The organism is Tumebacillus lipolyticus (assembly GCF_042682745.1).
Classification (GTDB): domain Bacteria; phylum Bacillota; class Bacilli; order Tumebacillales; family Tumebacillaceae; genus Tumebacillus_A; species Tumebacillus_A lipolyticus.
In genome coordinates this window covers 20,395-40,256 of the sequence record NZ_JBHUIO010000023.1, presented here as the reverse complement: position 1 = coordinate 40,256, position 19,862 = coordinate 20,395, and the positions used below count along the sequence as shown (strand labels likewise).

Here is a 19,862-nt window from a genome sequence, read left to right as displayed (position 1 = left end):
CAGATTTGAAGGGACAACTCGTGCAATACGGCAAAAGGCAGCGTAGAACCTATGCGCGTCTGGAAGAAGTATTGGAACTGCCGAATCTGATCGAGATTCAGCAAAAGTCCTACCAGAACTTCCTCGATGAGGGACTGCGGGAAATGTTCCAAGACATCTCGCCGATCTCTGACTTTACGGGGAACCTCTTGCTGGAGTTTGTAGACTACAGCTTGGGCGACCCGAAGTATTCGGTCGACGAATCGAAGGAGCGCGATGTAACATACGCTGCACCGCTGCGTGTGAAGGTACGTCTCATCAACCGCGAAACTGGAGAAGTCAAAGAGCAGGAAGTCTTCATGGGCGATTTCCCGCTGATGACCGATACCGGCACGTTTATTATCAACGGCGCCGAGCGCGTCATCGTTTCGCAGTTGGTGCGTTCCCCAAGCGTCTACTTCAATACCAAGATTGATAAAAACGGGAAGAAGGCGTTTACAGCAACTGTCATCCCGAACCGCGGTGCTTGGTTGGAGTTAGAGACCGATGCGAAAGACATCATCTACGTGCGCATCGACCGGACACGGAAAATTCCTGTGACGGTGCTTTTGCGTGCGCTTGGTTTCTCCACCGACGCTGAGATCTTGAATCTGCTTGGCGAAGATGAGTATCTCCGCAACTCGCTTGACAAGGACAACACGGAGAACTCCGAAAAGGCTTTGCTCGAAATCTACGAGCGTCTCCGTCCGGGTGAACCCCCGACGCTTGAGAACGCCCGCAACCTTTTAATCTCTCGCTTCTTCGATCCGAAGCGCTACGACCTGGCGAACGTCGGCCGCTACAAGATCAACAAGAAGCTTCATATTAAAAACCGTTTGCTCGGGCAGCGACTCGCCGAGACGCTGGTTGATCAAAGCACGGGTGAGATCATCGCCGAAGCGGGTCAAGTGCTCGACCGTCGCCTGCTCGACAAGGTGTTGCCGTGGCTGGAAGGGGACATCAACCATGTGGAGTACAAGTCCACCTCTGGCGTTGTCACCGAAGAGCTGATCAACGTGCAGGAGATCAAGATTTTCTCCCCGCGCGAAGACGGCAAGGTGATCAAGGTGATCGGCAATGCGAACATCGACAAGAACGTCAAGCATGTCACGCCGGCCGACATCTTGGCTTCGATCTCCTATTTTATCAACCTGTTGCATGGCGTCGGTTCGACCGATGACATCGACCACTTGGGGAACCGCCGTCTGCGCTCTGTAGGTGAGTTGCTCACCAACCAGTTCCGCATCGGTCTCTCCCGGATGGAGCGCGTCGTTCGCGAGCGGATGTCGATCCAGGATGCGAATGCGATCACGCCGCAGGCGCTGATCAACATCCGTCCGGTCATCGCTGCGATCAAGGAGTTCTTCGGCTCCTCGCAGCTGTCCCAGTTCATGGATCAGACCAACCCGCTGGCAGAGCTCACGCACAAGCGTCGTCTGTCTGCGCTCGGCCCGGGCGGTCTGACCCGTGAGCGCGCAGGTTTCGAAGTTCGTGACGTCCATCACTCTCACTATGGGCGCATGTGCCCGATCGAGACGCCGGAAGGTCCGAACATCGGTTTGATCAACTATCTCTCCACCTATGCGCGCATCAACGAGTACGGCTTCATCGAGACTCCGTACCGCCGGGTGAACCCGGAGACGCTCCAAGCGACCGAGCAGATCGACTATCTGACCGCCGATGAAGAGGATAACTACGTTATCGCCCAGGCGAACGCGAACCTCGACGAGACGGGCAAGATGATCGATGAGCAGGTGATCGTCCGCTTCAAAGAGGAGACGCTGTTGCTCGCACCGGAGCGCGTCGACTATATGGACGTCTCGCCGAAGCAGGTCGTATCTGTCGCGACCGCCTGCATCCCGTTCTTGGAGAACGACGATGCCAACCGCGCGCTGATGGGATCGAACATGCAACGTCAGGCAGTTCCGCTGCTGAAACCGCAAGCTCCGTTTGTCGGCACCGGCATGGAGCACAAGGCGGCGAAAGACTCCGGTTCCACCGTCGTCTCCAAGCACACCGGCCTCGTCGAGCGGGTCACCGCCAAGGAAGTGTGGGTTCGTGAGCAGTCGGAGGTCGATGGCAGACTGGTCAACGGCGATCTGCACAAATATAAACTGCTAAAATTCACTCGCTCCAACCAAGGGACCTGCATCAACCAGCGCCCGATTCTTCAAGCTGGTGAGAAGGTCAAGCGCGGGGACATCATCGCAGACGGTCCGGCGACCGACTCTGGTGAATTGGCGCTCGGCAAGAACGTCATCGTCGCGTTTATGACTTGGGAAGGGTACAACTACGAGGATGCGATCCTGCTCTCCGAGAAGCTGGTCAAAGAGGATGTGTACACCTCTTTACACATCGAGGAGTATGAGGCGGAAGCGCGCGACACGAAGCTCGGGCCGGAAGAGATCACCCGCGATATCCCGAACGTTGGCGATGAAGCGCTGAAGAACCTCGATGAGCGCGGCATCATCCGCGTAGGTGCGGAGATCGAAGCTGGCGATATCCTCGTCGGCAAAGTGACGCCTAAAGGCGTGACCGAACTGACGGCAGAAGAGCGCCTCCTGCACGCGATCTTCGGCGAAAAAGCGCGCGAAGTCCGCGATACGTCCCTTCGCGTTCCGCACGGTGGCGCCGGCATCGTCGTCGATGTCAAAGTGTTCACCCGCGACAACGGCGATGAGCTGCCGCCGGGCGTCAACCAGCTCGTGCGCGTCTACATCGCGCAGAAGCGCAAGATCTCCGAAGGTGACAAGATGGCAGGCCGCCACGGGAACAAAGGTGTTGTCGCCCGCATCATGGCGGAGGAAGACATGCCGTTCCTCTCGGACGGAACTCCAGTTCAAGTCGTGCTCAACCCGCTCGGCGTACCGTCGCGGATGAACATCGGTCAGGTTCTGGAAACGCACTTGGGCATGGCTGCTCGTGCGCTGGGCATCTCCGTCGCTACCCCGGTGTTTGACGGCGCTCGGGAAACCGATGTGTTCGATACGCTGGAAGAGGCAGGCTTGCCGCGCGATGGCAAACAGGTGCTCTACGATGGTCGTACCGGTGAGCCGTTCGAGAACCGCGTCACCGTCGGCTGTGTGTACATGCTGAAGCTTCACCATCTGGTCGATGATAAAATCCACGCACGCTCCACCGGGCCGTACTCGCTCGTTACGCAGCAGCCGCTCGGCGGTAAAGCTCAGTTTGGTGGTCAGCGCTTCGGGGAGATGGAGGTATGGGCGCTCGAAGCATACGGCGCAGCATACACCCTCCAAGAGATCCTCACCGTCAAATCGGACGACGTGGTCGGTCGCGTGAAGACGTATGAAGCGATCGTCAAGGGCGAGAACGTTCCGGAGCCAGGTGTTCCAGAATCGTTCAAAGTCTTGATCAAGGAACTCCAATCCCTCGGGATGGACGTGAAAATCCTGACGGAAGATGAGCAAGAGATCGTGATGCGTGAAAGCGACGAGGATGACGATTCGGGAGAGAAGCTCAACTTGAATCTCTCCGCTCGTGAAGTCGCTGACGAGTAAGAACGGAAAGGGAGGTAGGCCCCTTGTTGGACGTCAACAACTTTGAGTACATGAAGATCGGTTTGGCATCACCTGAAAAGATCCGCTCGTGGTCGCACGGGGAAGTTAAGAAGCCAGAGACGATCAACTACCGGACCCTCAAGCCTGAAAAAGAAGGTCTGTTCTGCGAAAAAATCTTCGGGCCCCAGCGCGACTGGGAATGTCATTGCGGGAAGTACAAGCGCGTTCGTTATAAAGGTGTCGTCTGCGATCGTTGCGGCGTCGAGGTAACGCGTGCAAAAGTTCGTCGGGAGAGAATGGGGCACATCGAGTTGGCTGCCCCCGTCTCCCACATCTGGTACTTCAAGGGCATTCCGAGCCGCATGGGTCTCGTTCTCGACATGAGCCCGCGCTCGCTGGAGGAAGTGATCTATTTCGCTTCCTACGTGGTGACCAACGCGGGTGATACACCGCTCGAATACAAGCAGTTGCTGTCTGAGAAAGAGTACCGTTCGTACCGCGAGAAATACGGCTACGCTTTCGAAGCGGGCATGGGTGCGGAAGCGATCAAAAAGCTTTTGCTCCAAGTCGAAGTGGTGAAAGAGGTCGAGCAGTTAAAAGAGGAGCTGAAGACCGCGCAAGGTCAGCGCCGCAACCGTGCGATCAAGCGATTGGAAGTCATGGAAGCGTTCCGCACATCGACCAACGCGCCGTCCTGGATGATCCTCGACGTGCTGCCGGTCATCCCGCCTGAGCTGCGCCCGATGGTTCAGCTCGACGGCGGCCGCTTTGCAACGTCCGACCTGAACGACCTGTACCGCCGCGTGATCAACCGGAACAACCGCCTCAAGCGCCTGCTCGATCTCGGCGCTCCTGACATCATCGTGCAAAACGAAAAGCGGATGCTGCAAGAAGCGGTCGATGCGCTGATCGACAACGGTCGCCGCGGCCGTCCGGTCACAGGACCGGGCAACCGTCCGCTCAAGTCGCTCTCGCACATGCTCAAAGGGAAGCAAGGCCGTTTCCGTCAAAACCTGCTCGGGAAGCGCGTCGACTATTCGGGTCGTTCCGTTATCGTCGTCGGTCCGCACCTGCGCATGTACCAGTGCGGTCTGCCGAAGGAGATGGCGCTTGAGCTGTTCAAGCCGTTCGTCATGAAGGAATTGGTGGCGAAGGGCCTTGCGCACAACATCAAGAGCGCGAAGCGCAAAGTGGAGCGCGTGTCGGCTGAGGTATGGGATGTGCTCGAAGAGGTGATCAAGGAACACCCGGTGTTGCTCAACCGCGCACCTACCTTGCACCGCTTGGGGATTCAGGCGTTCGAACCGACGCTGGTCGAAGGCCGTGCGATCAAGCTGCATCCGCTCGTCTGTACGGCGTACAACGCCGACTTTGACGGTGACCAAATGGCTGTTCACGTGCCGCTCTCCGCAGAGGCACAGGCGGAAGCTCGCCTGCTGATGCTGGCGGCGCACAACATCTTGAACCCGAAAGACGGCAAGCCGGTCGTCACCCCGACGCAGGACATGGTGCTCGGATCGTACTACCTGACCATGGATCGCATCGGCGAGCAGGGCGAAGGTCGCGTGTTCCACTCGTCGACCGAAGCGCTGATGGCGTATGATACCGGTCAGATGTCGCTGCACACCCGGATCATCATTCCGGCGAAAGTGCTCGGCAAAACTTCGTTCACCGAAGCGCAGGAAAATGCCTACCTGATCACCACGCCAGGCAAGATCATCTTCAACGAGATCTTCCCCGCCGACTTCCCGTTCATCAACTCGGCGAAGCAGGAAAACTTGCTAAAAGGGACGCCTGACGAGTTCTTCATCTTTGACAAGTCGTCCGACTTCCGCGCGGCAGCAGCAGCTGTCGAGGCGCAGTCGGCAGTCGTAAAAGGGTACCTCGGTCAGATCATCGCCGAGTGCTTCCGCCGCTATGGTACGACGATCACGTCGGAGACGCTCGACAAGATCAAGGCGCTGGCGTTCAAATATTCGACCCGCGCTGGGATCACGATCTCCGTCGCCGACATCATCGTTCCACAGGCGAAGTATGACATCCTTGAAAAAGCGGAAGAAAAGGTCGCCTCGGTCACCAAGCAGTTCCGCCGTGGCCTGATCACCGACGATGAGCGCTATGACCGCGTCATCTCCGTCTGGTCGAAAGCGAAAGACGAGATCACCACCGTGTTGATGGGCTCGCTCGACCGCTTCAACCCGATCTACATGATGGCGCACTCCGGTGCGCGCGGTAACGTATCGCAGATCACTCAGCTCGCCGGGATGCGCGGTCTGATGGCCAACCCGTCCGGTCGGATCATCGAGTTGCCGATCAAGTCGAACTTCCGCGAGGGGCTGACCGTATCCGAGTACTTCATCTCGACGCACGGTGCTCGTAAAGGTCTTGCCGATACGGCGCTTCGTACGGCCGACTCCGGCTACCTGACGCGTCGTCTGGTCGACGTTGCGCAAGACGTCATCGTCCGCCAGCACGACTGCGGAACTGACAAAGGCGTCTGGGCAGAGGAGATCCGCGATGGCAAAGAGGTCATCGAGGAACTGATCGACCGCATCGTCGGGCGCATGGCGTTCCAGACGGTCAAACACCCGGAGACGGGCGAAGTGATCGTCGATGTCAACGAGCTGATCGACGAAGAAAAAGGTCGGACGATCATCGCGGCGAACATCGAGCGCGTCAACATTCGTTCTGTCACCACCTGCCGCACCCAACACGGCGTTTGCATCAACTGCTACGGCCGCAACCTGGCGACGGGCAACATGGTGGAGATCGGCGAAGCTGTCGGCATCATCGCAGCGCAGTCGATCGGTGAGCCGGGCACGCAGCTGACCATGCGTACCTTCCACACCGGCGGCGTTGCAGGGGATGACATCACGCAAGGTCTTCCGCGGATTCAGGAGCTGTTCGAAGCGCGCAATCCGAAAGGTCAAGCGATCATCACCGAGATCGACGGCGCGGTGTCAGACATCCGTGAAGTCAAGGACAAGCGCGAGATCGAAGTCAGCGGCAACGCGGAGGTCAAAGTGTACCCGGTTCCGTATGGTTCCCGCATCCGCGTGACCAAGGGGCAAGTCATCGAAGCGGGCGACGAGCTGACCGAAGGTTCGATCGACCCGAAAGACATGCTGAAAGTAAAAGGCATCCACGGCGTGCAGATGTATCTCTTGCGCGAAGTGCAGCGCGTATATCGCCTGCAAGGCGTTGAGATCAACGATAAGCACGTCGAGGTCATGGTTCGCCAGATGCTGCGCAAAGTTCGCATCATCGACGCGGGCGATACCAGCCTGTTGCCGGGCACCTATGTGGACATCTATGAGTTTGAGAAGGCGAATCTGCCTGTGCTCGTAGGCGGCACTGGCGATCCTGCAGTCGCGCGCCCTGCGCTGCTCGGGATCACCAAAGCATCGCTTGAGACAGATTCCTTCCTCTCGGCAGCTTCCTTCCAAGAGACGACACGCGTCCTGACCGAAGCTGCGATCAAAGGGAAGGTGGACCGTCTCCTCGGGCTGAAGGAGAACGTCATCATCGGGAAGCTGGTTCCGGCCGGCACCGGGATGTCCCGCTATCGCAACATCAAGATCGAAGACGGTACCGAAACAGAAGAAGAATCGCTGCTTGCTGAAGGCGAATTCCACGACGGAGTCGAGGGAACTGAGCTGGAAGCTGCCGAAACGGTCGCTGAATGATCATAGCCACAGGGAGGCGCTCCTGAAACACGGGCGCCTTCCGTCTGGCTATTTGATTTCATCATAAAAAACATTGTATCGCTTTTGGCAAAGCGGTTGACTTCGCCCTAACAAGGTGTTACAATCTCGTAGTGTGCCTGAAGTCAATCAAGACAAGCAGTCATGGTGCTGCATGGCTGTCGCACATCGTTTGTCATTAGGTATATTGGCTGGCTGATTGAAGTTTGCCATTTGCCTTTTTCATTTGCCTAAGCATGAGCCACTAGGCTCTGTGGACTTGAAACTTTGGAAGGAGGTGCAGCAGCATGCCGACAATTAACCAATTGGTACGCAAAGGCCGTAAGAGCATCGAGAAAAAATCGAACTCCCCGGCGCTGCAAAAAGGTTACAACAGCTTCGTCAAGGAGCAAACCGATCTGCCGTCCCCGCAGAAACGTGGGGTTTGCACTCGTGTAGGTACCATGACACCGAAAAAACCGAACTCTGCATTGCGTAAATACGCGCGTGTTCGTTTGACAAACGGTATCGAGGTTACCGCGTACATCCCGGGTATCGGCCATAACTTGCAAGAGCATAGCGTTGTTCTTGTTCGTGGCGGTCGTGTAAAAGACCTTCCGGGTGTTCGTTATCACATCGTTCGTGGAGCACTGGACACTGCAGGCGTGAAAGACCGCATGCAAGCCCGTTCGAAATACGGTGCGAAGCGTCCGAAGAAGAAGTAATGAGAGAAGCGATCTTGATCGCAGAAATCTTGAAAGGAGGCGAATTGCATGCCGCGTAAAGGTCCCGTGCCGCGCCGTGACGTGCTGCCCGATCCGGTTTACGGATCGAAGCTGGTTACCCGTCTGGCAAACAAGTTGATGTATGATGGTAAGAAAAGCACCGCGCAAGGAGCAGTTTACGAAGCGTTCGACAAAATCCGTGTGAAGACTGGTAACGATCCGCTCGAAGTCTTCGAAACGGCGATGAAGAACGTCATGCCGGTTCTTGAAGTTAAAGCTCGCCGCGTAGGGGGCGCAAACTACCAAGTTCCGATCGAAGTCCGTCCGGAGCGCCGAGTTACACTCGCGATCCGTTGGATCGTCGACTACTCCCGCAAGCGCAACGAGAAGTCGATCGTCGACAAGCTCGCAAACGAGCTCATGGATGCTGCCAATAGCACTGGTGGTTCTGTGAAACGTCGTGAAGACATGCACAAGATGGCGGAAGCGAACAAAGCGTTTGCTCACTACCGCTGGTAGGATATAAAAAGGCGTTCGGATAGGTTCAACTCGGATCTGTCCGATCACCTGTATACTTAGCTGAGAAAGGAGGATGTGTCGTATGTCACGTAAGTTCCCTCTTGAGAGAACGAGAAACATCGGTATCATGGCTCACATCGATGCTGGTAAGACGACCACAACGGAGCGTGTCCTGTTCTACACCGGCCGTGTTCACAAAATCGGCGAAACGCACGAAGGTGCTGCGACGATGGACTGGATGGTTCAGGAGCAAGAGCGTGGTATCACGATCACTTCCGCTGCGACCACCGCAGAGTGGAAGGATCACCGCATCAACATCATCGACACACCAGGTCACGTGGACTTCACGGTTGAAGTTGAGCGTTCCCTGCGCGTCCTCGATGGTTCGGTTGGTGTATTCTGTGCAAAGGGTGGCGTTGAACCGCAATCCGAGACCGTATGGCGTCAAGCGGACAAGTACAGCGTTCCGCGTATCGCTTACGTAAACAAAATGGACATCACCGGCGCAGACTTTTTCCGTTGCGTCGACATGATGCGCGATCGCCTGAAGGCGAACGCTGTGCCGGTTCATCTGCCAATCGGTGCAGAGGATACTTTCAAAGGTATGGTCGATCTGATCACCATGAAAGCGATCATCTACACTGACGACCTCGGCAAGACTTCTGAAGAAGCTGAAATCCCGGCTGAACTGCAAGACAAGGCTGCTGAACTGCATCAAGGCCTCGTCGAAGCTGTTGCAGAACTGGACGAAGAGCTGATGATGAAGTACCTCGAAGGTGAAGAGATCACCGTCGAGGAGATCAAATCTGCTCTGCGCAAAGGTGTTTGTAACGTGCAGATCATCCCGGTTCTTTGCGGATCTTCTTACAAAAACAAAGGCGTACAGCAAATGCTGGATGCAGTTGTTGAGTACATGCCTGCACCGACCGACGTTCCGGCGATCAAAGGTATGACTGAAGATGGTGAAGAGACGGAGCGTCCGTCGACCGACAACGGTCCGTTCGCAGCTCTGGCGTTCAAGATCATGACCGACCCGTACGTTGGTAAGCTGGCGTTCTTCCGCGTCTACTCCGGCGTGCTGAACTCCGGTTCTTACGTTTTGAACTCCACCAAAGGCAAGCGTGAGCGGATCGGTCGTATCCTGCAAATGCATGCCAACCACCGCGAAGAGATCTCGACCGTTTACTCGGGCGATATCGCAGCGGCTGTAGGTCTGAAAGATACCACGACCGGTGACACCCTGTGCGACGAGAAGAACGTTGTTATCCTCGAATCGATGGAGTTCCCGGAGCCGGTTATCAGCCTTTCGCTCGAACCGAAGTCGAAAGCGGACCAAGACAAACTTGGTATCGCTCTCTCCAAGCTCGCAGAGGAAGACCCGACCTTCAGAACTTATACCGACCAAGAGACCGGTCAAACGATCATCTCCGGTATGGGTGAGCTGCATCTTGAGATCATCGTAGACCGCCTCCAACGCGAGTTCAAAGTTGAAACCAACGTTGGTAAGCCGCAGGTTGCGTACAAAGAGACCATCACTTCCAAAGTGAAGATCGAAGGTAAATTTGTCCGTCAGTCCGGTGGTAAAGGTCAATACGGTCACGTATGGCTGGAGCTGGAACCGCTTGAGCGCGGCGTAGGCTACATCTTTGAAAACAAGATCGTCGGCGGCGTTGTTCCACGCGAATACGTCCCGGCTGTCGATAACGGCGTCAAAGAAGCGATGGGCAACGGTATCCTCGCAGGTTACCCGCTCATCGACATGAAAGCTACGATCGTCGATGGTTCTTACCATGATGTCGACTCCTCGGAGATGGCGTTTAAGATCGCGGGCTCCATGGCACTGAAAGCGGGCGCTCTCAAGGCGAACCCGGTGATTCTTGAGCCGATCATGAAGGTTGAAGTTATCGTTCCGGAAGAATACATGGGCGATATCATGGGCGACGTCAACTCTCGTCGCGGTCGTATCGAGGGTATGGACAGCCGTGCAGGTGCACAAGTCATCCGCGCGTTCGTTCCGCTCTCCGAGATGTTCGGTTATGCAACTTCCTTGCGTTCCCGTACTCAAGGCCGTGGCCAGTATGCGATGGAGTTCCATTCCTTCGAAGAAACACCGAAATCGATCACGCAAGAAATCATCGCCAAAAACAAAGGCGAGTAATTAATAAGAGGAGTTGACCAAAATGGCAAAAGCTAAATTTGAGCGTAACAAGCCGCACGTTAACATTGGTACCATCGGTCACGTTGACCATGGTAAAACCACTCTGACCGCAGCGATCACCACCTACCTCGCGAAGCGCGGTGGCGCACAAGCGATGGCATACGATTCGATCGACAAAGCTCCGGAAGAGCGCGAGCGCGGTATCACCATCAACACTTCCCACGTTGAGTACGAAACTGAGAACCGTCACTATGCACACGTTGACTGCCCGGGCCATGCCGACTATGTTAAGAACATGATCACCGGTGCTGCTCAAATGGACGGCGCGATCCTGGTTTGCTCCGCAGCTGACGGCCCGATGCCGCAAACTCGCGAGCACATCCTGCTCTCCCGCCAAGTAGGCGTTCCTTACATCGTCGTATTCATGAACAAATGCGACATGGTTGACGATGAAGAGCTCCTCGAACTGGTTGAAATGGAAATCCGCGACCTGCTGACCGAGTATGAATTCCCGGGCGATGACATTCCGGTTGTTAAAGGTTCCGCTCTGAAAGCTCTGGAAGGCGACGCTGCTTGGGAAGGTCGTATCGACGAGCTGATGGCTGCTGTTGACTCCTACATCCCGGAGCCGACTCGTGAAACTGACAAGCCGTTCCTGATGCCGGTCGAGGACGTATTCACCATCACCGGTCGTGGTACCGTTGCGACTGGCCGCGTTGAGCGCGGTGCTCTCAAAGTTGGTGACAACGTTGAGATCGTAGGTCTGGTTGAAGAAACTCGCTCCACCGTTGCTACCGGTATCGAGATGTTCCGCAAACTGCTCGACTCCGCTCAAGCGGGCGACAACATCGGCGCACTGCTCCGCGGTGTTGACCGTAAAGACATCGAGCGCGGCCAAGTTATCTGTAAGCCGGGTTCCATCAAGCCGCACACCACCTTCAACGCAGAGCTCTATGTTCTGACCAAAGAAGAGGGTGGCCGTCACACTCCGTTCTTCCAAGGCTACCGTCCGCAGTTCTACGTTCGTACAACTGACGTAACTGGTATCGTTAAGCTGCCGGAAGGCACTGAGATGGTAATGCCGGGCGACAACATCTCCGTTGAAGTTGAGCTGATCTCCCCGATCGCTCTCGAAGATGGTACTCGCTTCGCAATCCGCGAAGGCGGCCGTACTGTTGGCGCTGGCGTTGTAGCTTCCATCATCAAGTAAGCTTCGAAACGCCAAAAGAGGATGAATCTTTCGAGATTCATCCTCTTTTTGTTTTTCAGCATTTTCCTGCTGGTTTGCCTTTGACAATTTTCCGTTCTTCCTTTAATATAGGAGAAGTGTGCTACAGAAACGAAGACAACACGCTCGTGTGTTTCATTTTTCTGCTGATGGTTGAAAAAATATTGAAGCGCTCGAATAAAATTCTTGTCTTTTCGCTTTCTAAATAGTATACTCTTATATTGTTGGTCTTGACTGCGATGATGCGAAAGGTTGCTGAGGCGCCGAGAGTTTCACGCCATGTGCGGCGCGGATCAGGTAAATTTTCGCGGAGTATGTCCAATTCAAATGGGCGAAAAGGAGGGAACACATATGGCGAAACAGAAAATCCGTATCCGTCTGAAGGCTTACGATCACAAGATTCTCGACACTTCTGCTGAGAAGATTGTTGAAACGGCTAAGCGTTCCGGTGCATCCGTGTCGGGTCCGATCCCGCTTCCGACTGAGAAGTCGATCTTCACGATCCTGCGTGCACCGCACAAATACAAGGATGCGCGTGAGCAGTTTGAAATGCGTACGCATAAACGTCTGATCGACATCGTCAATCCGACGCCGCAAACTGTTGATGCTCTGATGCGACTTGATCTGCCATCTGGCGTTGATATTGAGATCAAGCTCTAAAACCCATTTTTAAATTGAGGAGGTGTCAAACATGAAAGGTATCTTGGGACGTAAACTCGGTATGACTCAGGTGTTTACCGAAGACGGCAACGTCGTTCCGGTAACTGTAATCGAAGCAGGCCCGAACGTAGTTCTTCAAAAGAAAGACCTGGCGAACGACGGCTACGAAGCTGTTCAGCTCGGTTTTGCTGACAAGAAGAACGTGAACAAGCCGGCACAAGGCCATGCGGCAAAGGCGAACACCACCCCCAAGCGCTACGTTCGTGAAATGCGCGGAGTTGATCTGGCTGCATACGAAGTAGGTCAAGTGTTGAACGCTGACGTGTTTGCAGCTGGTGAAGTCGTGGATGTTGTAGGTGTATCGAAGGGTAAAGGGTTTGCTGGTGCGATCAAGCGCCACAATCAATCCCGCGGTCCGATGGCTCACGGTTCTCGTTACCATCGTGGTCCTGGTTCCCTCGGCTCCATCAACCCAGGTCGCGTATTTAAAGGACAAACCCTCCCAGGTCGTATGGGTGGCGAGCGCGTAACGGTTCAAAACCTCGAAGTTGTTAAAGTTGACGTTGAGCGCAACTTGCTTCTGATCAAAGGTTCTGTTCCGGGTCCGAAAAACTCGTTCGTAACAGTCAAAGCGGCTGTTAAGTCGGGGAAATAAATCATTCTTTAGGAAAGGAGGAGACCCTACATGCCGAAAGTGCCTGTATATAACATGAGTGGCTCCCAAGTTGGAGAGATCGAACTCTCCGAAACCATCTTCGGTATCACGCCGAACCAGCACGTCCTGCACGAAGCAGTTGTCATGCAACGCGCGTCGCTGCGCCGTGGTACTCACGATGTGAAAAACCGTTCTGAAGTTCGTGGCGGCGGTCGCAAGCCGTGGCGTCAAAAGGGTACCGGTCGTGCGCGCCAAGGTTCCATCCGCTCCCCGCAATGGGTTGGTGGTGGTACCGTATTCGGTCCGACACCGCGTTCCTACGCTTACAAGCTTCCGAAGAAAGTTCGCCGTCTCGCATTGAAATCTGCGCTCTCTTCCAAAGTGAACGCAAACGAGATCTTCGTACTGGATGCGCTGTCCTTCGACGCGCCGAAGACGAAAGATATGGTGAAGCTCCTGTCCAACCTGAAAGTCGGCAAAGCTCTGCTCGTTGCAGCTGACCAAGATGCGAACGTCGCACTGTCTGCACGCAACATCCCGGGCGTGAAGTTTGTTGACGCAACTGGTATCAACGTACTGGATCTTCTCCATCACGATGCACTCGTCATCACCAAAGACGCTGTGGCTAAAGTCGAGGAGGTGTTCGCATAATGAAGAACGCACGCGACATCATCAAGCGTCCGGTCATCACCGAGCGCTCCACTGACATGATGGAAGAAAACAAGTTCGTTTTTGAAGTAGAACTCAAAGCGAACAAGACCGAAATCAAAGCAGCTCTCGAAGAGATCTTCGGCGTAACGGTTGCAAAGGTTAACACCTTGCGCGTTCCGTCCAAGCAAAAGCGCGTAGGCCGCCACGTTGGCCGCACGTCCGAATGGAAAAAGGCGATCGTGACCTTGTCCCCGGACTCCAAGCCGCTTAACTTCTTCGAAGGTGCATAATCACCACTAAGAAGGAGGGACTCCTATGGGTATCAAGAAGTATAAACCGACCTCGCCGGGTCGTCGTTTCATGTCCGTTCTGACCTATGAAGAGCTGACCACCGACAAACCCGAAAAATCCCTTCTCCTGCCGCTGCACAACAAGGGTGGCCGGAACAACACAGGGAGAACTACCGTTCGTCATCAAGGTGGCGGGCACAAGCGTCAATACCGCATCATCGACTTCAAACGCAACAAAGATGGCATTCCGGGCCGCGTTGCTACGATCGAATACGATCCGAACCGCACATCTTTTATCGCTCTCATCAACTACGCTGATGGCGAAAAGCGTTACATCCTCGCTCCGGTAGGCCTGAAAGTGGGCGATGTGATCCAGTCTGGCACAGATGTCGATATCAAAGTCGGCAACGCACTGCCGCTCGCAAACATCCCGGTGGGTACTGTGATCCACAACATCGAGATGAAAGCTGGCAAAGGCGGCCAGATCGCTCGTGCAGCAGGCGCTGAAGCGCAACTGCTGGCGAAAGAAGGCGAGTACTGCCACGTACGTCTCGCTTCTGGCGAAGTTCGCTTGATCCGCTCCGAGTGCCGCGCGACCATCGGTCAAGTGGGCAACCTCGACCATGAGCTTGTTAACATCGGTAAAGCTGGCCGCAACCGTCACAAAGGCATCCGCCCGACCGTCCGCGGTGTGGTAATGAACCCGAACGATCACCCGCATGGTGGTGGTGAAGGTCGTGCTCCGATCGGCCGTAAGTCTCCGATGTCCCCGTGGGGCAAACCGACCCTCGGCAAAAAGACGCGCAAGAAGAACAAGCAGTCTAACAAGTACATTGTTCGTTCGCGCAAGAAGTAATCTAACCGCCTAACGAAGGGAGGTACTAAAATGGGTCGCTCTCTTAAGAAAGGACCGTTTGTTGACGATCATCTGATGAAGAAGGTCGATGACATGAACGCTGCTGGCGACAAAAAGGTGATCAAGACCTGGTCGCGCCGTTCGACGATCTTCCCGCAGTTCATCGGCCACACCTTCGCGGTATATGATGGCCGCAAGCATGTGCCGGTATATGTGACCGAAGACATGGTAGGTCACAAGCTGGGTGAATTTGCTCCGACTCGTTCCTACAAAGGTCACGGAGCTAACGAGAAAACATCTCGCCGCTAACATTTTTAGGATCGGTAGAGAGGAGGGAATACTATGCAAACTGCGAAGGCAGTCGCTCGTACCGTGCGTATCGCACCGCGCAAAGTCCGCCTTGTTGTGGATTTGATCCGTGGCAAAAAAGCTTCGGAAGCGATCGCGATTCTCAAGTACACTCCGAAAGCTGCATCTCCAGTTGTTGAGAAGGTTCTGAACTCCGCTTTGGCGAACGCAGACCACAACTACAACATGGATTTGGATAACCTCTACGTGAAAGAGGTATTCGTGGATCAAGGACCGACCCTGAAGCGCTTCCGTCCACGCGCTCAAGGCCGTGCATTCCGTATTCACAAACGCACCAGCCACATCACAGTGGTACTGGGTGAAAAGTAGTCAAGAAGGAGGGATAACGGATGGGACAAAAGGTTAACCCCGTAGGCCTTCGCGTTGGCATCATTCGCGACTGGGAGTCGAAATGGTTCGCTAACAAGAAGGAATACACCGAACTGCTTCACGAAGACATCAAAGTTCGTGAGTATATCGAGAATCGCCTGAAAGACGCATCTGTTGCTACGGTAGAAATCGAACGGGCTGCAAACCGTATCAACGTGACCATTCACACCGCGAAGCCGGGTATGGTAATCGGTAAAGGCGGCGCTGAGGTTGATGCGTTGCGCACCGCTCTTTCCAACATGACTGGCAAGCGCGTGCACATCAACATCGCTGAAATCAAGCATCCGGACATGAACGCTCATCTGGTTGCTGTCAACATCGCGCAACAGCTCGAACGCCGTATCGCGTTCCGCCGTGCGATGAAGCAATCGATCCAGCGCACGATGCGCACTGGTGCAAAAGGTATCAAAGTACAAGTGTCCGGTCGTCTTGGCGGCGCTGAGATCGCACGTACTGAAGGGTACTCGGAAGGCACTGTACCGCTCCACACCCTGCGTGCTGATATCGACTACGCTCACTACGAAGCACACACCACTTACGGCCGCATCGGCGTAAAAGTGTGGATCTATCGTGGCGAAGTACTGCCGACCCGCGGCGCTAAGAAAGAAGCTGCCGAAGAAGGGGGTAAGTAAGACATGTTGTTGCCAAAGCGCGTAAAGCATCGTAAAGAACATCGCGGTCGCATGAAAGGTCGCACCAAAGGCGGCGAACATGTAACTTTCGGTGAATACGGTCTGCAAGCTCTGGAACCGGCTTGGATCACCAACCGCCAGATCGAAGCAGCTCGTATCGCGATGACCCGTTACATCCGCCGTGGCGGTAAAGTATGGATCAAAATTTTCCCGAGCAAACCGGTTACTGCGAAGCCGGCTGAAACCCGGATGGGTGCAGGTAAAGGTTCGCCGGAAAAATGGGTTGCAGTTGTTAAACCGGGTCGCGTTCTCTTTGAACTCGCTGGCGTTCCGGAAGAGATCGCACGCGAAGCAATGCGTCTCGCAATGCACAAACTGCCGATCAAGTGCAAGTTTGTAAAACGTGAAGAAGTGGGTGGTGAGGCAGATGAAAGTTAAAGACATCCGTAACTTGTCCACCGTTGAGATTGAAACGAAAATCAGCGATCTGAAAGACGAGCTGTTCAACCTGCGTTTCCAACTGGCAACCGGTCAGCTCGACAACCCGATGCGTATCCGCGAAGTTCGCAAGGATATCGCACGTGCCAAAACGATCCTCAGAGAGCGCGAACTGGGTATCGGCTAATCTCCGCTAGGAAGGAGGAAATAGGATGAGCGAGCGTAACTATCGCAAAGTTCGAACCGGCAAAGTCGTATCCGACAAAATGGATAAGACGATCGTTGTCGCTGTTGAAGAGCAGAAGAAGCATCCGCTGTACGGCAAGCTTGTTCTGGTCACGACAAAGTTCAAAGCACACGATGAAAACAACACTGCAAAAGTTGGCGACATCGTGAAAATTATGGAAACCCGTCCGCTGTCGAAAGACAAGCGCTGGCGTTTGGTCGAAGTTGTAGAGGAAGCTATCATCCTCTAATCGGAACCTAGAGTCCTCGTGACTCATATGGAAGGAGGTCCCAGGCATGATTCAAGAACAAACTCGTCTGGTTGTTGCAGACAACTCTGGTGCGAAAGAAATCATGTGCTTCCGCGTGTTGGGTGGTTCGAACCGTAAATCGGCTAACATCGGTGACATTATCGTCGCTTCGGTGAAAAGTGCAACACCCGGTGGCGTTGTCAAGAAGGGTGACGTTGTAAAAGCGGTTATCGTTCGTTCGAAGACTGGTGCTCGCCGCAAAGATGGCACGTACATCAAGTTCGGAGAAAACGCAGCTGTCATCATCAAAGAAGACAAGTCGCCGCGCGGCACTCGTATCTTCGGTCCGGTTGCTCGCGAACTGCGCGACAAAGACTTCATGAAGATCATCTCTCTGGCACCTGAAGTGCTGTAATCGATAAAGTTTCAGGTAGTAACACCTGAGGAGGTGTAACACAAGTGGCTAAAGCGAAACTTCATGTGAAGAAGGGCGATCAAGTTGTCGTTCTCACTGGTAAGGATAAAGGCAAGAAGGGTCGCATCTTGGAAGCATACCCGTCCGAGCAGCGCGTTCTGATCGAAGGCGTGAACGTTGTAAAGCGTCACACCCGCCCGAACGCGACCAACCAGCAAGGCGGTATCATCGAAAAAGAAGCGCCGATCCATGTTTCGAACGTGGCGATCGTAGACCCGAAAACCGGTGGCGCTACTCGTATCGGTAAAAAGATTCTGAGCGACGGCACCAAAGTTCGTTACGCAAAAAAATCTGGCGAAACGCTCGACAAGTAACCAGGTCGTAGAAAGGAGGTAACCAAGTGGCTCGTTTGCAAGAGTTCTATCAACAAGAAGTGCTTCCTGCGCTGATGCAGAAGTTTGAATACAAGTCTGTAATGCAAGTGCCGAAGCTCGACAAGATCGTGATCAACATGGGTCTTGGCGAAGCGGTAGCGAACGCTAAAGTTTTGGACTCCGCTGTAGCGGACCTCGAACTGATCTCCGGTCAAAAGCCGGTCATCACCAAGGCGAAGAAGTCGATCGCAGGCTTCAAGATCCGTGAAGGCATGCCGATCGGTGCAAAAGTTACCCTGCGCGGTGAGCGCATGTACCACTTCCTCGACAAGCTGTTCAACGTGGCACTGCCGCGTGTGCGCGACTTCCGCGGGATCTCCCCGAAAGGGTTCGATGGTCGTGGCAACTACACGCTCGGTCTGAAAGAGCAGCTCCTGTTCCCGGAGATCGAGTACGAAAAGGTCGACAAAATGCTGGGTATGGACATCGTGTTCGTAACCACCGCAACGACCGATGAAGAAGGTCGTGAATTCCTGCGCCTGATGGGCGCGCCGTTCCGTCAAGCATAAAATTCCGCAAATTATAGGAGGGATGGACAGTGGCACGTAAGGCTATGATCGTGAAACAGCAACGTTCGCCGAAGTTCAGCACCCGCGCGTACACTCGCTGCCGCGTGTGCGGACGTCCGCACTCGGTATTGCGGAAGTTCGGCATCTGCCGTATTTGCTTCCGCGAACTGGCTTACAAAGGTCAACTTCCTGGCGTGAAGAAAGCCAGCTGGTAATAGATAGAGCGATTAGGGAAGGAGGTTTTTACACATGGTGATGACTGATCCGATCGCCGATATGCTGACTCGAATCCGGAACGCGAACTTGGTTGGTCACGAGAAAGTTGAAATCCCGGGCTCCAACCTGAAGAAGGCAGTCGCCGAAATCCTCAAAAGCGAAGGATTTATCCGTGACGCTGAATTCATTCCGGACAACAAGCAAGGCGTAATCCGCGTATTCCTCAAGTACGGTGCGAACAATGAACGTGTTATCACGGGTCTGAAACGCATCTCGAAGCCGGGCCTGCGCGTTTACGCGAAGTCGAACGAAATCCCGCGCGTTTTGGGTGGTCTGGGTATCGCAATCCTGTCCACTTCTAACGGCATCATGACCGACAAAGAGGCTCGCCGCAACCAAGTCGGTGGCGAAGTGCTCTGCTACGTTTGGTAATAAAAGCTTCTTACGATTGGAGGTGTAACTTGTGTCTCGTATCGGTAGAAAAGTAATCGAGTTGCCTGCTGGTGTTGAGCTGACTCAAAACGGCGCTGTCGTGACTGTAAAAGGTCCGAAAGGCACTCTGACTCGTGAATTCCACAAGGACATGGTCATCAAGGTTGAAGGCAGCCAAGTCGTTGTCGAACGTCCGTCCGACAACAAGCTGCACCGCTCCCTGCACGGCACCACTCGCTCTGTCCTCAACAACATGGTAGAGGGCGTTTCGAAGGGCTTCGAGAAAAACCTCGAGCTCGTGGGCGTTGGTTACCGTGCTGCGAAAGCGGGCAACAAAGTAACCCTGTCCCTCGGTTTCTCCCACCCGGTAGAAATCGTTCCGGAAGATGGCATCGAGATCGATGTTCCGGCAGCTACTAAGCTGACCATCAAAGGGATCAACAAGGAGCGTGTCGGCCAGGTGGCTGCACAGATCCGTTCCCTGCGTGAGCCGGAGCCTTACAAAGGCAAAGGGATCAAGTACGAAAACGAAGTCATCCGCCGCAAGGTTGGTAAGACTGGTAAGAAATAATAGCATGAATCATGCAAACGCAGCATGAAGGGAGTGA

General features: G+C 54.6%; 23 protein-coding genes. All 23 read left to right on the top strand.

Annotation, left to right across the window (positions count from 1 at the left end):
* The first annotated feature begins 5 nt into the window (after nt 1-5).
* The 23 genes from rpoB (at nt 6) to rplF (ending at nt 19,825) form a co-directional block, all read left to right on the top strand.
* Complete coding sequence (rpoB, locus tag ACFSOY_RS20635; protein ID WP_386049738.1) at nt 6-3,539, top strand: DNA-directed RNA polymerase subunit beta; 3,534 nt, start codon at nt 6-8, stop codon at nt 3,537-3,539.
* Between the two features lie 23 nt (nt 3,540-3,562).
* Nucleotides 3,563-7,225 (top strand): DNA-directed RNA polymerase subunit beta', encoded by a 3,663-nt coding sequence (rpoC, locus tag ACFSOY_RS20630; RefSeq protein ID WP_386049737.1) that lies wholly within the window; start codon nt 3,563-3,565, stop codon nt 7,223-7,225.
* A gap of 305 nt (nt 7,226-7,530) precedes the next feature.
* Nucleotides 7,531-7,947: a 30S ribosomal protein S12 gene (rpsL, locus tag ACFSOY_RS20625; protein ID WP_386049736.1), complete on the top strand. Its 417-nt coding sequence runs from the start codon at nt 7,531-7,533 to the stop codon at nt 7,945-7,947.
* A gap of 48 nt (nt 7,948-7,995) precedes the next feature.
* A complete protein-coding gene (rpsG, locus tag ACFSOY_RS20620; protein ID WP_386049735.1) occupies nt 7,996-8,466 on the top strand; it encodes a 30S ribosomal protein S7 in 471 nt (156 codons plus the stop codon).
* A gap of 82 nt (nt 8,467-8,548) precedes the next feature.
* Complete coding sequence (fusA, locus tag ACFSOY_RS20615) at nt 8,549-10,624, top strand: elongation factor G (protein ID WP_386049734.1); 2,076 nt, start codon at nt 8,549-8,551, stop codon at nt 10,622-10,624.
* Between the two features lie 22 nt (nt 10,625-10,646).
* The gene (tuf, locus tag ACFSOY_RS20610; RefSeq protein WP_386049733.1) at nt 10,647-11,834 is read left to right on the top strand and encodes an elongation factor Tu; all 1,188 of its coding nucleotides are present in this window, start codon (nt 10,647-10,649) and stop codon (nt 11,832-11,834) included.
* Between the two features lie 369 nt (nt 11,835-12,203).
* A complete protein-coding gene (gene rpsJ / locus ACFSOY_RS20605) occupies nt 12,204-12,512 on the top strand; it encodes a 30S ribosomal protein S10 (RefSeq protein WP_087456448.1) in 309 nt (102 codons plus the stop codon).
* A gap of 31 nt (nt 12,513-12,543) precedes the next feature.
* Nucleotides 12,544-13,167: a 50S ribosomal protein L3 gene (gene rplC, locus ACFSOY_RS20600; protein WP_386049732.1), complete on the top strand. Its 624-nt coding sequence runs from the start codon at nt 12,544-12,546 to the stop codon at nt 13,165-13,167.
* 30 nt (nt 13,168-13,197) lie between these two features.
* Nucleotides 13,198-13,818, top strand: coding sequence for a 50S ribosomal protein L4 (gene rplD / locus ACFSOY_RS20595; protein WP_386049731.1), 621 nt, complete (start codon nt 13,198-13,200; stop codon nt 13,816-13,818).
* Nucleotides 13,818-14,108 (top strand): 50S ribosomal protein L23, encoded by a 291-nt coding sequence (rplW, locus tag ACFSOY_RS20590; protein ID WP_386049730.1) that lies wholly within the window; start codon nt 13,818-13,820, stop codon nt 14,106-14,108. Before rplD ends, rplW begins: the two co-directional genes overlap by 1 nt.
* 25 nt (nt 14,109-14,133) lie before the next feature.
* Complete coding sequence (rplB, locus tag ACFSOY_RS20585; protein ID WP_386049729.1) at nt 14,134-14,964, top strand: 50S ribosomal protein L2; 831 nt, start codon at nt 14,134-14,136, stop codon at nt 14,962-14,964.
* Nucleotides 14,965-14,994: 30 nt separating this feature from the next.
* The gene (rpsS, locus tag ACFSOY_RS20580; protein ID WP_386049728.1) at nt 14,995-15,273 is read left to right on the top strand and encodes a 30S ribosomal protein S19; all 279 of its coding nucleotides are present in this window, start codon (nt 14,995-14,997) and stop codon (nt 15,271-15,273) included.
* A 33-nt stretch (nt 15,274-15,306) separates the two neighbouring features.
* Nucleotides 15,307-15,642, top strand: a complete 336-nt coding sequence (gene rplV, locus ACFSOY_RS20575; RefSeq protein WP_386049727.1) for a 50S ribosomal protein L22 — start codon at nt 15,307-15,309, stop codon at nt 15,640-15,642.
* A 20-nt stretch (nt 15,643-15,662) separates the two neighbouring features.
* Complete coding sequence (gene rpsC, locus ACFSOY_RS20570; RefSeq protein WP_386049726.1) at nt 15,663-16,334, top strand: 30S ribosomal protein S3; 672 nt, start codon at nt 15,663-15,665, stop codon at nt 16,332-16,334.
* Between the two features lie 3 nt (nt 16,335-16,337).
* Complete coding sequence (gene rplP / locus ACFSOY_RS20565; protein WP_386049725.1) at nt 16,338-16,772, top strand: 50S ribosomal protein L16; 435 nt, start codon at nt 16,338-16,340, stop codon at nt 16,770-16,772.
* Complete coding sequence (rpmC, locus tag ACFSOY_RS20560; protein ID WP_386049724.1) at nt 16,762-16,959, top strand: 50S ribosomal protein L29; 198 nt, start codon at nt 16,762-16,764, stop codon at nt 16,957-16,959. Before rplP ends, rpmC begins: the two co-directional genes overlap by 11 nt.
* A 25-nt stretch (nt 16,960-16,984) precedes the next feature.
* Nucleotides 16,985-17,248: a 30S ribosomal protein S17 gene (gene rpsQ / locus ACFSOY_RS20555; protein ID WP_386049723.1), complete on the top strand. Its 264-nt coding sequence runs from the start codon at nt 16,985-16,987 to the stop codon at nt 17,246-17,248.
* 46 nt (nt 17,249-17,294) lie between these two features.
* Entirely contained in the window at nt 17,295-17,663 is a 369-nt protein-coding gene (rplN, locus tag ACFSOY_RS20550; RefSeq protein WP_386049722.1) for a 50S ribosomal protein L14, read from the top strand.
* A gap of 44 nt (nt 17,664-17,707) precedes the next feature.
* Complete coding sequence (rplX, locus tag ACFSOY_RS20545) at nt 17,708-18,037, top strand: 50S ribosomal protein L24 (RefSeq protein WP_386049721.1); 330 nt, start codon at nt 17,708-17,710, stop codon at nt 18,035-18,037.
* Nucleotides 18,038-18,063: 26 nt separating this feature from the next.
* Complete coding sequence (gene rplE / locus ACFSOY_RS20540) at nt 18,064-18,606, top strand: 50S ribosomal protein L5 (RefSeq protein ID WP_386049720.1); 543 nt, start codon at nt 18,064-18,066, stop codon at nt 18,604-18,606.
* A 29-nt stretch (nt 18,607-18,635) separates the two neighbouring features.
* Nucleotides 18,636-18,821, top strand: coding sequence for a type Z 30S ribosomal protein S14 (locus ACFSOY_RS20535; protein ID WP_386049719.1), 186 nt, complete (start codon nt 18,636-18,638; stop codon nt 18,819-18,821).
* A gap of 34 nt (nt 18,822-18,855) precedes the next feature.
* On the top strand, nt 18,856-19,254 hold the full coding sequence (rpsH, locus tag ACFSOY_RS20530) for a 30S ribosomal protein S8 (RefSeq protein ID WP_386049718.1): 399 nt from the start codon (nt 18,856-18,858) through the stop codon (nt 19,252-19,254).
* Between the two features lie 31 nt (nt 19,255-19,285).
* Entirely contained in the window at nt 19,286-19,825 is a 540-nt protein-coding gene (gene rplF / locus ACFSOY_RS20525) for a 50S ribosomal protein L6 (RefSeq protein ID WP_386049717.1), read from the top strand.
* The last annotated feature ends 37 nt before the right edge of the window (nt 19,826-19,862 follow it).